This is a genomic window from Leucobacter sp. Psy1 (assembly GCF_020096995.1).
Classification (GTDB): Bacteria; Actinomycetota; Actinomycetes; order Actinomycetales; family Microbacteriaceae; genus Leucobacter.
In genome coordinates this window covers 2,881,794-2,894,673 of record NZ_CP083692.1, presented here as the reverse complement: position 1 = coordinate 2,894,673, position 12,880 = coordinate 2,881,794, and the positions used below count along the sequence as shown (strand labels likewise).

Here is a 12,880-nt window from a genome sequence, read left to right as displayed (position 1 = left end):
CGACGAGTGAGGAGTGGTATCGATGTGTACTCGGGTGCTGTGGCCGGATGCCGGCGGCTCGGTGGTCGTCGGGCGGAATATGGACTTCCATATGGACCTGTTGACGAATCTCTGGAAGATGCCGAGGGGAGTCAATCGGTCGGACGGAGCGGGCGGAGAGCTGACGTGGAGCGCGAAGTACGGCAGCGTGGTCGCGACGGCGTTCGACCTCATCGCGACCGATGGGATGAACGAAGCGGGCCTCGCCGGGCATGTACTGTGGCTCACCGAGTCGGAGTACGGGAGCCCTGATAGTTCCAGGGTGCGGCTCAGCCAAGCGGTGTGGCTCCAGTACTACCTCGATATGTTCGGCACCGTCGCCGAAGCGGTCGACTGGACGGAGCGCACGCAGGTCCAAGTCGTCGAGCTCTTCGATCCCACGGGGCATCTCGTGCCGAAACTGCACCTCGCCCTGAGCGATGCGTCAGGCGATTCCGTGATCATCGAGTACATCGATGGTGTGGCTCGCGTGCACCATGACGCCGGGTATCGGGTCATGACGAACTCGCCCCCCTATGAGCAGCAGATCGCGGCGTGGCGGGAGTTCGCCGAAGCCGGGACACCGTCAGCACTCCCGGGCTCCACGCTGGCGAGCGACCGGTTCATCCGTGCATCGTACTATCTCGAGCAGCAGCGCACTCCGGAGTCCGCGGCGACCGCGATGGCGGCCATGTTCAGTATCATTCGGAATGCGGCTCAGCCGTTCCGAGCCCCGGAGCCCGGAAAGCCGGAGGCGTCTCAAACGATCTGGCAGGTCGTTGCTGATCAGACGCGCTTGAGGTACGCATTCGAGTCGACGACGAGACCCAACATTGTCTGGGTCGACTTCGTCGAACTCGATCTCAGTAGCGGGTCACCGGTGATGAAGCTCGACCTCGTCGGCCGTCTCGCGTTGGAGGGTGGGCTCTCCGGGAACGTGAGCTATCAGTTCACAGAGGTCGATGAGGCGGAGACACGGGTGGTGGAGGCCGGGATGCAGGCGCTTGAGTTCGTCGCGCAGAAGCGCGACGAGTTCGCACGACTCGTCGCGATGGTGAACCAGGCTACGCGCGGGGCGTCGCGCACGCCTCCTCGCTGAGGTTCTCCCTGGCCCAGTCGCCGAGGGAGAAGAGTGCGGGGAGGAGCGCCCGGCCGGATGCAGTGAGGCAGTATGTGACGGTCGTCGGGGGGCCGGGATCGACGCTGCGCTCGATGAGGCCCGCTCGCGCGAGCTCCGTGAGGCGGTCGGAGAGCATGGAATCGCTGATGCCGAGCGCGCGCTTGAGCGTGCTGAAGCTGGTGGGGCCGTCGGCGAGCACGCTGATGAGCATGCCGTTCCAGCGCTTGCCGAGGAACTGGAACGCTCGCGTGAGTGACCCGTCGCAGGCCCGGTGGTCCTCCGCGACGGGCTCGAGCGGTTCGCCGGCGGTCGCCATAACAGTCATGATACTCCACTTCGAACTTGACTGTAACTACGGTTTTAGGAGTAGCATTGGAATCCGTAGCCATAACAGCGCAACAAGATTTGGGAGTACATCCGTGACCACTACCGCACCGATCGCACTGGAGACGCTCGACACCCCGTCGCGCGAACTGCTGTTCACCGACGCCCGGACGGCGAACTCGTTCACTGACGAGCCCGTCACCGATGCAGAGCTCCAGAGCATCTGGGAGCTCACCCGCTACGCGCCGACGATGGCCAACGGCCAGCCCCTGCGCGTGCTGTTCGTCCGCACCGACGAGGGCAAGGCCCGTCTCCTGCCCCACATCGCCGAGGGCAGCAACCGGAACAAGGCCGAAGCTGCCCCGGTCGTCGCCGTGCTCGCCTACGACGCTGACTTCCACGAGCAGTTCCCCGTGACGTTCCCCGATCGCGGCGAGATGTACCGCGAGAACTTCGGCAGCATGCCGTCGGAGGCGCGCGAACCCATCTCGAAGTACAGCGCTGCCCTCGCAACGGGTCAGTTCTTCCTCGCCGTCCGAGCGCACGGCCTCGCCGTCGGGCCGATGGCCGGGTTCGACACCGACGGCATCGACCAGGAGTTCTTCGCCGGTACCTCGTGGAAGAGCCACCTCGTCGTGAATGTGGGGCACCCGGGCGAGAACCCCTGGTTCCCGCGTCTGCCCCGCGTCGCTGTCGAGGACGCCGTCGCCTGGGCCTGACCCGCGGCCGAGTTTCGAGGCCCGGGCGATCCGATGTGGATCGCCCGGGCCTCGCTCATGCCCTGAGCCGCGCGGGGGTACGCTCGGGCAGCCGCCGGACGACGATGGAGCCGGCGATGAGTCCTCCCGCGAGGGGCATCAGACACAGTTGCAGCATCGTGCCGAAGATGCTGACCGCGATCATGAGATCGAGGAAGTACTGCTGCATCTGGGCGGAGAAGAGCTGGAAGGAGACGTTGTAGAGCAGGCCGAAGATCAGGATCGCGATGCCCCAGATCAGCATGCGCTTCGCGACCGCCGCGTTGTCGAGCCGGATCTGGTGCGGTGGGACCTCCTCGGGAATGTCGGGGTCGTCCGGGCCGATCAGGTTCTCCGTCATCGCGAACTCCTTCGCTACATTTGTAGTGCACGTCTCTCCCACCGTCCCAACCGACGACGCGCGGCGTCAATCGCTGGCGACGATCGTTACTTCTGCGTTGCCCGGTTGATAACCTCGGCGCATGTCGATCGTGATTCGCCCGCTGGCCGACGAGGACATCCCGGACGTGGTGCATCTGTGGCACGACGTCGGGCTGACGAGACCGTGGAACGACCCGCACGAGGATATCCGGCGTGCCCGATCGGTCTGGCCAGATCTGCTGCTCGTCGCCGAGGACCGGCCGGGAGCCGGACTCGTCGGCACCGTCATGGCGGGCTACGACGGGCATCGGGGGTGGCTCTCTTACCTGGCGAGTGCTCCCGGGCGTCGCGGGGAGGGGATCGGGCGGGCGCTCGTCGCCGAAGCGGAGGTGCGGCTCACCGCGCTCGGCTGCCCGAAGGTCATGCTCATGGTGCGGGCCGAGAACGACGCGGTGATCGACTTCTACCGCGCTGACGGTTACGCGGTGAATGACGTGGCGGTGCTCGGCAAGCGGCTGATCCCGGACGAGTGATGCCGCGCCGTTCCGCTCGATGAGGTGACCCGACTCCAGAATGTCGGAGGCGGCGCGTAGTCTGACGCTGCGCATCTCGCGGCACATCGGAGTGCCGCGCGGGCCGAGCGGAGGGAGCCGCACCGATGCCGAACACTCAACCGTCGCTGTTCGAACCCGATGAGGCGGGCCGGCCGCTCGCTGACCGCTTGCGCCCCCAGTCGCTGGAGGCGGTGGTGGGGCAGCAGCACCTCCTCGCCCCCGATGCGCCGATCGGCCGGATGGTTGCCGAGCACCGGCTCATCTCGATGGTGCTGTGGGGACCGCCGGGGTGCGGCAAGACGACGATCGCACGGTTGCTCGCCGAGCGCACCGACCTCGTGTTCGAGCCGCTCTCCGCCACGTTCTCGGGTGTCGCCGATCTGCGCAAGGTCTTCCAGGCTGCGCAGAAGCGGCGGGAGGTGGGGCAGGGCACCCTGCTCTTCGTGGACGAGGTGCACCGGTTCAATCGCGCGCAGCAGGACTCCTTCCTGCCCTACGTCGAGGACGGCACCATCGTGCTCGTCGGCGCGACAACCGAGAACCCCAGCTTCGAGCTGAACGCCGCGCTGCTGTCGCGTTGCCAGGTCTTCGTCCTTCGACGCCTCGACGAGCCGGCACTGACGACACTCATCGACCGTGCCACAGCGGTGGCGGGGAAACCGCTCCCGCTCGATGAGGAGGCGCGTCACGCACTGGTCGCCATGGCCGACGGCGACGGTCGGTATCTGCTCAATCTCATCGAACAGCTGCAGACGGTCACCGGCACGCTCGACGTCGCCGGGCTGACCCGATTGGTGCAGCAGCGCGCCCCGCTCTACGACAAGTCGCAGGAGGGGCATTACAACCTCATCTCCGCGCTGCACAAGTCGATGCGAGGCTCCGACCCCGACGCTGCGCTCTACTGGCTCGCCCGAATGCTCGAGGGCGGGGAGGATCCCCTGTACATCGCGCGCAGAATCGTACGATTCGCGAACGAGGACATCGGGATCGCCGACCCCGGCGCCGTGCAGCAGGCGCTCGCCGCCTGGGATGTCTACGAGCGTCTCGGTTCGCCCGAGGGTGAACTCGCGATCGCGCAGGCCGTCATCTACCTCGCGACGGCCCCGAAGTCGGTATCGGTCTACCGCGGCCTCGGGGCGGCGCGACGACTCGCGAAGCGGACGGGCTCGCTGATGCCCCCTGCGCACATCCTCAACGCTCCCACTGGATTGATGAAGGATCTCGGGTACGGGGAGGGATACCAGTACGACCCCGATGCCGAGGGCGGATTCTCGGGCGCCGACTACTTTCCGGACGGGCTCCCGCGTGAAACGGTCTACCGGCCGACGGGCAACGGCTTCGAACAGGTCGTTCGGGATCGCGTCCGGGAATGGCAGCGCCTGCGAGAACGGAAACAGCGCTCCTGACGCGACTCGACGGCTCAGAGAATTGCCTGCAGAATTCCTGCGGCGACGAGCGCGACGAAGAGGGTGTTGAAGATCGCGGTCGCGATACCCGAGATGAGCACGATCGTGCGGTTCAGCCCTGCGGCACTCATCACGAACGCATTGATTGCCACGCTCACCAGAAACCCGCCGATGAACATGGCGATCGGAATGCCCCACTTCTCCACCCGGGCCATGATCTTGCGCTCGCGCTCACCCTTTCGGCGTTTGTCGCCGATGCGCGATCCCCAGGCGACCGCTCCGAGGGTCGTCAGCACGGTGCCGCCGGCGCCGACGAGCACGGTCAGGAGCCACGGAACACCTGCGACGATCCCGATCGCTGCCGCTACGTCGCCCTCGAGTGCTGGCACCATCCCGATGACGAGTACCGCGATCACCTGCAGGGCCAACGGCAGCGTATCGACGAACTCCTGCAGCTGGGTGATCAGATCGGCGAACATGAGGACCCTCCGTTCTCCCGGTCTCGCGCGGTGACCGCCGGGACTCGTGAATGCAGTGATTCGAGTCTTCCGAAAGACATCTGCGCGAAGTAGTCCCGCCGGGTCACGACCCGATGTGACACCGCGTCACGGCTGACCGTCCGCTGAGAGGAGCGACCGTTTCTGGACGGGATGTCCGGTCTGATGGTGTAGCGTCGCGGGTTCCGACCTCTTGAGGAGTTTTTTGCCTATGCCGATCAAGCGCATTCTCGCCGCCGTCTCTCTCGTCGCCGCTCTGGCGCTCGCCGGATGCTCCTCTGCGGACGGTGCGGCGGATGAGACGGACACGTCCGCCGGAGCGGAAGCAGGAGTGCCAGAAGCGGAGCTCGACGGGCTGCCCGACGTGGTGGCCGAGGTGAACGGCGACGAGATCTCGCTCGACGAGTTCACCCGCAACTACGAGGGGCAGCTGCAGCAGGCGGCGATGCAGTCGCAGACCACTGGCGAAGCAGTCGACCAGAATGCGCTCAAGGAGCAGGTCGCCAACCTCCTGGTCGACAATCACTTGCTCACGCAGGCGGCCGCGAAGGCCGGGATCGAGCCCACCGACGCGAACATCGACGACGAACTCACGGGTCTCGCCGAGCAGAACGGCATGGAGTCGGGTGACGACGTGCTCGCCGCGCTCAAGGAGCAGGGTCTCAGCGAGGACGAGGTCCGCGAAGACCTCGCAACGCAGTACCAAGTGACGGCGTACATCGAGCAGGAAGCCGATATCGCCGACCCGAGCGATGCCGAACTCAAGGAGCAGTACGACGCGCTGGTCGAGCAGCAGAGCGCTGCTGCCGACGCCGGCGGCGAGATGCCGCCCTTCGAGGACGTCAAGGAGCAGCTCGCCGAGCAGTCCAAGATGCAGCAGCAGAACGAGGCGGCCCAGGGGATCGTCGATGACCTGCGCGAGGGCGCGGACATCACCATCCACCTGTGATCGGTCACCGCACCCGCACGTAGCCGCCCGATCCGTCGGTGTCGACCCACCCCAGGTCGATGAACGCATCGATCCACCCGCGCATGGGCCACCAGCCCCACCGCTCCGCGAAGCGGGCACCGTTGCGGAGGATGTCGTCAAGGTGCTGGATCGGCGGATCCTGCACGGGGTGGTGCTGGTGGTAGGCCCTGGCGTCGCCCACCCAGACGAGGTCGACTCCGGCGGTGCGGGCGCGCTGACCGAAGTCGGTGTCTTCGCCCCCGTAACCTGCGTAGCCCTCGTCGAATCCGCCGATGCGCTCCCACGTCGACGTCTCGAGGGCGAAGGACAGGGACCAAAAGAGCTCGTGGCTGCCTCCCGTCACGGTCTGACCGTGGCCGGGCGCGGGGCGGGCCGGGTGCGGGGCGTCGAGCGCGGGCAGGTCTGCGAGGTCGTACCCCTCGGGCCCAGACGGTTCGAGATACGTGACAGGCCCGCAGAGCAGGTGTCCGCGGGAGTTCGCAGCGAGAGCCGCGTTCCGGTACCCGGCCACGAGGCCGGCTCCGGGAATGCAGTCCACGTCGAGGAAGATCAGCAGTTCGGCACCGTCCTCGATCGCCGCTGCCGCACCGAGGTTCCTGGCGCGGGCGAGGGGCAGGCGAGCCGGATCTCCCTCCAGGCGCATCGTGCGCAGCTGGGGCGCGTGCTCGTCGACCGGCAGTCCGGGATCCGAGATCGCGACGAGCACGTGGCGGTCCGCGAGTGACGCGTGCGTCCCTCCGCTGAGTGCTGTGCGCTGCATGCGCCAGTGGTCGTGACGCCCGTGGGCGATCGTGATGACGGCGGTGCGCATCAGCGCATCCCCCGTTCGGCGGGGCCGTCAACTCCGTCGACCCCGTGAAGCCCGGCGAGCTGGGCGATCGCGGCCGCCGCGCGAGCGGCGCCTCCGCCGTCGTTCCAGCTCGCCCACTGTGCCCCATCGAGTGCGCTCGCCCGCTCCAGGAGCTCCTGCCACCCGCTCGTGACACACCGATCGAGCACGAGGGCCGGCCAATCGCCAGAGCGCAGCGCACGCGCCGTCGCGAGTTGCTCGTCGTGCGGGCGAGACTGCGGAATCACGATAGCGGGCCTTCGGGCCGCGGCGACGTCGGCGAGCGCTCCCTGGCCGGCGTGCGTGATGACGACGCTCGCGGTGTCGAGGCGCGGGCGCACGTCATCGACCCAGGCTCCGGAGCCCCCGAGGTGCTCCCAGGTCCACTCTGGCGCCGAGCGCTGCGCGCGGAGCACCGCGGCAGCGGTGAAATCGTCTCCTCCGCTGCCGGCCAGCACGAGAGCCCTGCGCGGGAGGGGCGCGGACCGCAGCTCCTCGCCCCGCTCAGGAAGGGTGCCGCCGATCGCCCCCACCGCCACGAGCCTGCGAAGGGCCGCAGGCGACAGGCCGCGAATGACATCGGCGGCCTCGGGTGGCCACGCGGCGAGGACCACCGACGCGATCTCGAAGCCGAGCCGATGGGCCTCGTCGTCACGTGTTCCCGGCAGTGCGACGACTGCGATGGGGACCCCGTGAAGGCGGCCGAGCAGTGCCACCTCGACGGAGACGTCCACGACAAGTGCCCGTGGCCGGGCGGAGGCGATCCACGACGAGACCCTCGCCGTGCGGTCCCGGAGTCCCTCCGATCCGAGCGGCACCCAGTGCAGGCGGCCCTGGGCGCGCGCATCGTCATCGGCGTCACCCGAGTCCAGAGGGAGCTGCACCCAGTCGCCGGGCCACGCGGAGGGGCGGGGAAGCGAAGAGAGCCCCGTCACCGGTTCGTCGAGCTCTCGAGCGATCGCGGTGGCGCGCGATGCGTGACCGCTGCCGTGGTGGTGCACGTAGTAACCGATCACGCAGCCTGCCTCACGCCCGCGACTCGCTCGAACATCGTGACGTAGTCGTCGATCATGCGGGCGCTCGAGAGGCGCTCCTCGGCGTAGGCGCGGACCGCAAGGCGCGACATGCGCCGAGCACGCCCGATCTCACGGGCGAGCGCGCCCACATCCCCTGGCGGGCTCAGCACCCCGCCGGGATGAGCGACCACTTCGCCGAGCCCGCCGCGCGCGAACGCGACCACCGGCGTACCGCAGGCCATCGCCTCCGCAGCGACGAGACCGTACGGCTCGTCCCAGACGGGAGTGACGAGCGCGACCGCTGACCCGCCGACGAGCCGGCAGAGCGCCTCGGTGTCGAGGTGTCCGAGGTACCGTGCATCTGGTCCGAGACGCGGAGCGATCTGCGCCGCGAAGTAGTCCTGGTCGTAGGAGGGGCCGGCGAGATCGATCGGGATCCCCGCCAGTTTCGCCGCGTCCATCGCCAGGTGCGGCGCCTTCTCGGGGACGAGCCTGCCGGTCCACACCGCGCGCTCGCCACCGGGGCCTGCGACCCACCGGTGCGTGTCCACGCCGTTGCGGATCACCTCCGGCCGCGTCACCGACCGCCAGTGCTCGGCAGTGGCGCGGCTCACCGCGACGAAGCGCGATTCCGGCGCTGCGAATCGCAGTGCCGATTCGAGCCAGGGTGTCGGCGGGGTGTGCAGGGTCGTGACCATCGGAACGGCGATGGACGCGGCCATCGCCACCGGAAGATGATGCAGGCTGTTGTTGTGCACCACGTCGAATCGGTCGGCTCCCGAACCGGCGAGCGCGAGCATGAGGGAGAGGTAGGCGTGGTGCTCGCGCATCCAGAGTTCGGGCGGCGCTCCGACGTCGGCTCTGGCATGGTCCGACGGGGCGTAGGGCGCCACGTCGAGGGTCGTGATGCGGAGCCGCTCATCGGATCCGGGCGCCGCGAAGACGCTGACGTCGTGCCCCCGCTCGAGCAGTCCGGTCGCCAGCGAGTGGGTGTGCGCTTCAAGACCGCCGGCGAACGGTTCGCGGATCGGGAAGCGGCTCGAAGCGATGATGCAGATGCGCAGCGGGTTCACCGCAGCAGCCGTTCGTAGAGCAGTGAGTGCGCCGCGGCGACGCGCTCCCGTTCCGCGCGGCGCGTCCGAATGGACGCGGTATCCGGTCGTCCGGCGTCTCTGGCCCGCCGCAGTGCGCGCGTGAGCGATTCGGCGTCGAAGCCGTGTTCGTCGTGCGTGTACTCGAAGACCGGTCCCTGATCTCGGAAGTACCCGCAGGTCGGTGCGACGACAGCTGTCCCGAGATCGCGGCAGGCCTCCAGCCACCCGGAGTGGGTGCCGAACCGGTAGGGGAGCACCGAGACGTCGAGCGAAGACAGATACTCCCACAGCTCGGCGTCGCTCAAGAAGTCGTGGATGCGGAGGTCGAGCGATCCGTGCGCGGCGGCAGTCTGCAGAAACTCCGCCAGAGGGGCGTCGTATCGTTCGCCGTCGGCGTCGAGCACGTCGCGGTGACCGTTCACCTGCACTTCGAGGCCCGGCCACTGCTCGGTCGCGGCGCAGATGGCACGGATCACCGGCAGGGGGTCCATGCTCGCGCGCAGGCTCTTCACGTGCACGCCGACTCGAAACGTCGAAGCATTGCGGGGACGCTCCGCGTGCTCGGCCATGGTGGCGAAGTCGACCACGTGAGGGTGGGGGAGGACGTGGGCCTCGCGCCCCCAGCGTTCACGGATCTCGGCCGCAGCACCGCGGGTGAGGGTGATGAGTGCGTCCGCTTGCGGCACGATGACGTCGAGCTGGGCGTCGTGCAGCCGACGGTCGAGATGATGCGGGTTCCGCAGGTCGTGAACGGTGTAGACGAGCGGGCGGCCGGTCTCCCGCAGCGCATCGATCCACTTCTGCAACTGTTCGGGCGTGCGGGCGTCGAATCCGAACTGGAGGTGCATGACGTCGAACTCCGGGTGCTCGCGCACCCACTCGGCCTCGAGCATCACGGGAGGCCACCACCGCGACTGCGCGGGGCGGACGGGGTCGTCGGGGTCAGGGTCTCGGAGGCGCTGCACCACCGGCATACCCGGCAGGTCGCGCTCGGGAGCGAGATGCCGCACGTAGACGTGGTCCTCGGGAATCGAGGCGACGCGGATTCGCGGGAACTTCTCCGGAGTGCGATCGTGCTCGAGCAGGGCGGGCCCCGACGGGCCGGTGGCGTCACTGTTGCGCATTGATCCTCATAGAGACCATTAGGTGTCCTTGAGCCCTCGGTGAGTAGGGCCTTGCAGTGTGCCTCATCCGGGTGCTACGCGAGCACGGCAGCGCCACCCCGTCGACGGGGGCGTCGCCGCCCCCTACAGTGGTCTCACCCGCCCCCTCGAAACGGAGCAATGCATGAGCGCAGCAGGACACCCGGAACCACGCACGTTCGGCGTCGAGGAGGAGTACCTGCTTCTCGACAGCTCCACCGGTGAGCCGAGAGATCGCGCTGCCGCGCTCCTGTGGTCGGACGCCGAGCTGGAGCGGCGTGCGGATCGCGAGTTCTTCTGCAGCCAGATCGAGACCGCAACCCCCGTGTGCACCACCGGCGCAGAGGCGGATCGCTCCCTCGCCGACTTCCGCGCCCGCGCGGCCGCAGCCGCCGAAGCGCAGGGGATCCTTATCGCTGGCACCGGACTCCCACCGGTCGGCGGCGAGGTCGCCGGTACGATCACTCCGAAACCGCGGTACCGCGAGATCGCTGCGATGTTGCGCCACGCAGCTGCGCACCAGTACGTCTCGGGAACCCACGTGCACGTCGAGGTGCCCGATCGCGACGCGGGCATCGCCGCGATCGCGGCGCTCTCGCGCTGGTCGCCGGCGCTCCTCGCGCTCACGGCGAACTCGCCGATCTGGGATGGCACCCCGACCGGGTTCGCGAGCTGGAGGCACATGGTGATGCTGTCGTGGCCGCTCGCTGGTTTTCCGCACGGCTTCGTCTCCGGCGAGGAGTACACGGCGGGTGTCGAGCGCCTCGTGTCAGGCGGCATCATCATCGATGCGGGCATGCTCACCTGGGTCGCGCGGCTCTCGGAGCAGTACCCGACGGTCGAGCTGCGCATCGCGGACGCGCAGCTCGACCACACGCAGGCCGTGAGCTTCGCGCTCCTCGTCCGGGGGATCGTCGAGCGCAGTCTCAGCGAGTGGTCGGCCGGGCAGCCCGTCGCCTGGCCGGCGCGCGCCGACATGATCGACGGTGCCCTGTGGATGGCGGCTCGGGACGGCCTCTCCGGGGCGCTCATCGACCCCGCGACCGCCGAAGTGCTGCCGGCGCGCGACCTCGTAAGGCGGATGGCGGAGTACGCGGCGCCCGGTCTGGAGCGGGCGGGTGACACGGCCCGTGTGACCGCGTACCTCGAGCATCGCCTTGCGGTCGGGAGCCCGGCGCAGGAGCAGCTCGACCGCTTCGCAGCCGAGGGCGTCGCGGGCCTCCTGCCGCTCTACGCCGGGGTCACCCTGTGACGAGCTTGCGCGCCTCCTCCCGGTGGGCGGCGATGAGCGCCTCAGTGTCCAGCCCGGACACCCGCCCGTCGATGACCCGCCACTGACCGCCGACCATCACGCGGTCCGCACGCTCGGCCCCGCAGAGGACGAGCGCGGCGAGCGGATCATGGGCCCCGGAGAATGCCAGCCCATCGAGGCGGAACAGTGCGAGGTCGGCCTGCATGCCGACTTCGATCCTGCCGATGTCGCTTCGACCGAGCGCCCGAGCCGACCCGGTGGTCGCCCAGTCGAGCACTCGAGCGCTCGTCACTCGCTCAGCCCCGTACCGCAGACGCTGCACGTAGAGCGCCTGTCTCACCTCGCGGATGAGGTTCGACGCGTCGTTCGATGCCGACCCGTCGACCCCGAGTCCGACTGGCACGCCCGCGTCCTCCAGCTCGACCGACCGCGCGATGCCGGACGCGAGGCGCATGTTCGAGGTCGGGCAGTGCGCCACCGCGACCCCGGCGTTGCCGAGTCGCGCGATCTCGTCGTCGTCGAAGTGGACGCCGTGCGCGAGCCAGGTGCGGTCGGTCAACCAGCCCACCGAGTCCAGATAGTCGACGGTGCGCAGACCGAAGCGCTCGCGGCAGAAGTCCTCCTCGTCCAATGTTTCGGCGAGGTGGGTGTGCAGGCGGACGTCCAGTCGCTCGGCCAGCGCCGCGCTCGCCGCCATGAGCTCCGTGGTGACCGAGAACGGGGAGCAGGGCGCGAGCGCGATCTGCGTCATGGCTCCGGCGCCGCGCTCGTGGTAGCGGGAGACGAGCCGCTCGGAATCGGCGAGGATCGTCTCCGGATCCTGCACCGTCTGCTGCGGCGGGAGCCCGCCGTCCGCTTCGCCGAGCGACATCGACCCGCGGGTGAGCACCACGCGCATGCCGAGCCGGCGCGCGGCCGACACCTGAGTGTCGATCGCGTCGTCCATGCCGTCGGGGAACAGGTAGTGGTGGTCCGCGGCGGTCGTGCAGCCCGACTCGAGCAGCTCGGCCATCGCGACGGTGCTCGCCAGTTCGAGCGCCCGCGGGGTGAGACGCGCCCACACCGGGTAGAGGTTCACGAGCCACCCGAACAGCGGCAGATTCGCGACCGGAGCCCAGGCGCGGGTGAGCGTTTGATAGAAGTGGTGGTGCGTGTTGATCAGCCCGGGCGTGAGCACGTGCGCGCTCGCGTCGAACGTCTCGTCTGCTGCCGGCTCGACGCCGGCCGGGACGAGTTCGACGATCGTGCCGAGCGTCGTGTCGACGACGATGCCGCGGGCCGCTCGGCTCGCATCGGTATCGCGCCCGAGGTGGATCGCGAGCGGGTCGCGGAACCAGATCCTGGTCATGGTGTCGCCTCTCCGCTGGCGACACGAACCGGAGGCGGATGCCGCCAGCTCAGGTATTCCGGCGTCTGCTGCTCCGCCGACCGGCGTGCGTCGCCGATGCGGGGAAGCGTAACACGGGGGGCGCGTCCGACGTCAAGCGTGGAATATCGGGTCTTGCCGTTCTCGAATCCGTGACCTACGATCGCTCACAGA

At 68.7% G+C, this 12,880-nt stretch carries 14 protein-coding genes; 6 read left to right on the top strand and 8 right to left on the bottom strand.

Features of this window, described 5'->3' with window-relative positions:
- Nucleotides 1-22 precede the first annotated feature (22 nt).
- Nucleotides 23-1,117: a linear amide C-N hydrolase gene (locus tag K8P10_RS13675; RefSeq protein WP_224779449.1), complete on the top strand. Its 1,095-nt coding sequence runs from the start codon at nt 23-25 to the stop codon at nt 1,115-1,117.
- Here the strand turns inward: K8P10_RS13675 and K8P10_RS13670 are convergent.
- Nucleotides 1,083-1,454, bottom strand: a complete 372-nt coding sequence (locus K8P10_RS13670; RefSeq protein ID WP_224779448.1) for a helix-turn-helix domain-containing protein — start codon at nt 1,452-1,454, stop codon at nt 1,083-1,085. The two genes, K8P10_RS13675 and K8P10_RS13670, sit on opposite strands and share 35 nt — an antisense overlap.
- A 103-nt stretch (nt 1,455-1,557) precedes the next feature.
- Here K8P10_RS13670 and K8P10_RS13665 point away from each other — a divergent pair, with 103 nt between their 5' ends.
- Entirely contained in the window at nt 1,558-2,181 is a 624-nt protein-coding gene (locus K8P10_RS13665; RefSeq protein ID WP_224779447.1) for a malonic semialdehyde reductase, read from the top strand.
- A gap of 55 nt (nt 2,182-2,236) precedes the next feature.
- On the opposite strand, the gene K8P10_RS13660 is transcribed toward K8P10_RS13665, so the two are convergent.
- Nucleotides 2,237-2,560 (bottom strand): hypothetical protein, encoded by a 324-nt coding sequence (locus K8P10_RS13660; protein WP_224779446.1) that lies wholly within the window; start codon nt 2,558-2,560, stop codon nt 2,237-2,239.
- Between the two features lie 121 nt (nt 2,561-2,681).
- Here K8P10_RS13660 and K8P10_RS13655 point away from each other — a divergent pair, with 121 nt between their 5' ends.
- Both K8P10_RS13655 and K8P10_RS13650 read left to right on the top strand, forming a co-directional pair.
- Entirely contained in the window at nt 2,682-3,113 is a 432-nt protein-coding gene (locus K8P10_RS13655) for a GNAT family acetyltransferase (protein WP_224779445.1), read from the top strand.
- A gap of 125 nt (nt 3,114-3,238) precedes the next feature.
- Nucleotides 3,239-4,540 carry a replication-associated recombination protein A gene (locus tag K8P10_RS13650; RefSeq protein ID WP_224779444.1) on the top strand — a complete coding sequence of 434 codons (1,302 nt, stop codon included), beginning with the start codon at nt 3,239-3,241 and terminating at the stop codon, nt 4,538-4,540.
- A gap of 14 nt (nt 4,541-4,554) precedes the next feature.
- On the opposite strand, the gene K8P10_RS13645 is transcribed toward K8P10_RS13650, so the two are convergent.
- Entirely contained in the window at nt 4,555-5,019 is a 465-nt protein-coding gene (locus K8P10_RS13645; protein ID WP_224779443.1) for a hypothetical protein, read from the bottom strand.
- Between the two features lie 229 nt (nt 5,020-5,248).
- Between K8P10_RS13645 and K8P10_RS13640 the strand changes: the two genes are divergently transcribed.
- On the top strand, nt 5,249-5,986 hold the full coding sequence (locus K8P10_RS13640) for a SurA N-terminal domain-containing protein (protein ID WP_224779442.1): 738 nt from the start codon (nt 5,249-5,251) through the stop codon (nt 5,984-5,986).
- A gap of 4 nt (nt 5,987-5,990) precedes the next feature.
- Here the strand turns inward: K8P10_RS13640 and K8P10_RS13635 are convergent, their stop codons facing one another.
- Genes K8P10_RS13635 through K8P10_RS13620 form a run of 4 tightly spaced genes read right to left on the bottom strand, consistent with a single transcriptional unit; the run spans nt 5,991 to nt 10,070 of the window.
- A complete protein-coding gene (locus K8P10_RS13635) occupies nt 5,991-6,818 on the bottom strand; it encodes a glycosyltransferase family 2 protein (RefSeq protein WP_224779441.1) in 828 nt (275 codons plus the stop codon).
- Complete coding sequence (locus tag K8P10_RS13630; RefSeq protein WP_224779440.1) at nt 6,818-7,852, bottom strand: glycosyltransferase; 1,035 nt, start codon at nt 7,850-7,852, stop codon at nt 6,818-6,820. The genes K8P10_RS13635 and K8P10_RS13630 overlap by 1 nt, the downstream gene beginning before the upstream one ends.
- Nucleotides 7,849-8,925 (bottom strand): glycosyltransferase family 4 protein, encoded by a 1,077-nt coding sequence (locus tag K8P10_RS13625; protein ID WP_224779439.1) that lies wholly within the window; start codon nt 8,923-8,925, stop codon nt 7,849-7,851. Before K8P10_RS13625 ends, K8P10_RS13630 begins: the two co-directional genes overlap by 4 nt.
- Nucleotides 8,922-10,070: a glycosyltransferase gene (locus tag K8P10_RS13620; RefSeq protein ID WP_224779438.1), complete on the bottom strand. Its 1,149-nt coding sequence runs from the start codon at nt 10,068-10,070 to the stop codon at nt 8,922-8,924. The genes K8P10_RS13625 and K8P10_RS13620 overlap by 4 nt, the downstream gene beginning before the upstream one ends.
- A 163-nt stretch (nt 10,071-10,233) precedes the next feature.
- Here K8P10_RS13620 and K8P10_RS13615 point away from each other — a divergent pair, with 163 nt between their 5' ends.
- Nucleotides 10,234-11,340, top strand: a complete 1,107-nt coding sequence (locus K8P10_RS13615; protein ID WP_224779437.1) for a YbdK family carboxylate-amine ligase — start codon at nt 10,234-10,236, stop codon at nt 11,338-11,340.
- Here the strand turns inward: K8P10_RS13615 and K8P10_RS13610 are convergent.
- Nucleotides 11,330-12,688: an 8-oxoguanine deaminase gene (locus K8P10_RS13610; RefSeq protein WP_224779436.1), complete on the bottom strand. Its 1,359-nt coding sequence runs from the start codon at nt 12,686-12,688 to the stop codon at nt 11,330-11,332. The genes K8P10_RS13615 and K8P10_RS13610 overlap by 11 nt on opposite strands.
- Nucleotides 12,689-12,880 lie beyond the last annotated feature (192 nt).

Excerpts from the sequence above, each read along its gene's own strand:
- K8P10_RS13620 (WP_224779438.1), bottom strand. The coding sequence starts at position 10,070 with ATGCGCAACAGTGACGCCACCGGCCCGTCGGGGCCCGCCCTGCTCGAG.
- K8P10_RS13615 (WP_224779437.1), top strand. The coding sequence starts at position 10,234 with ATGAGCGCAGCAGGACACCCGGAACCACGCACGTTCGGCGTCGAGGAG.
- K8P10_RS13655 (WP_224779445.1), top strand. The coding sequence starts at position 2,682 with ATGTCGATCGTGATTCGCCCGCTGGCCGACGAGGACATCCCGGACGTG.
- K8P10_RS13635 (WP_224779441.1), bottom strand. The coding sequence starts at position 6,818 with ATGCGCACCGCCGTCATCACGATCGCCCACGGGCGTCACGACCACTGG.
- K8P10_RS13640 (WP_224779442.1), top strand. The coding sequence starts at position 5,249 with ATGCCGATCAAGCGCATTCTCGCCGCCGTCTCTCTCGTCGCCGCTCTG.
- K8P10_RS13675 (WP_224779449.1), top strand. The coding sequence starts at position 23 with ATGTGTACTCGGGTGCTGTGGCCGGATGCCGGCGGCTCGGTGGTCGTC.
- K8P10_RS13670 (WP_224779448.1), bottom strand. The coding sequence starts at position 1,454 with ATGGCGACCGCCGGCGAACCGCTCGAGCCCGTCGCGGAGGACCACCGG.
- K8P10_RS13610 (WP_224779436.1), bottom strand. The coding sequence starts at position 12,688 with ATGACCAGGATCTGGTTCCGCGACCCGCTCGCGATCCACCTCGGGCGC.
- K8P10_RS13660 (WP_224779446.1), bottom strand. The coding sequence starts at position 2,560 with ATGACGGAGAACCTGATCGGCCCGGACGACCCCGACATTCCCGAGGAG.
- K8P10_RS13645 (WP_224779443.1), bottom strand. The coding sequence starts at position 5,019 with ATGTTCGCCGATCTGATCACCCAGCTGCAGGAGTTCGTCGATACGCTG.
- K8P10_RS13650 (WP_224779444.1), top strand. The coding sequence starts at position 3,239 with ATGCCGAACACTCAACCGTCGCTGTTCGAACCCGATGAGGCGGGCCGG.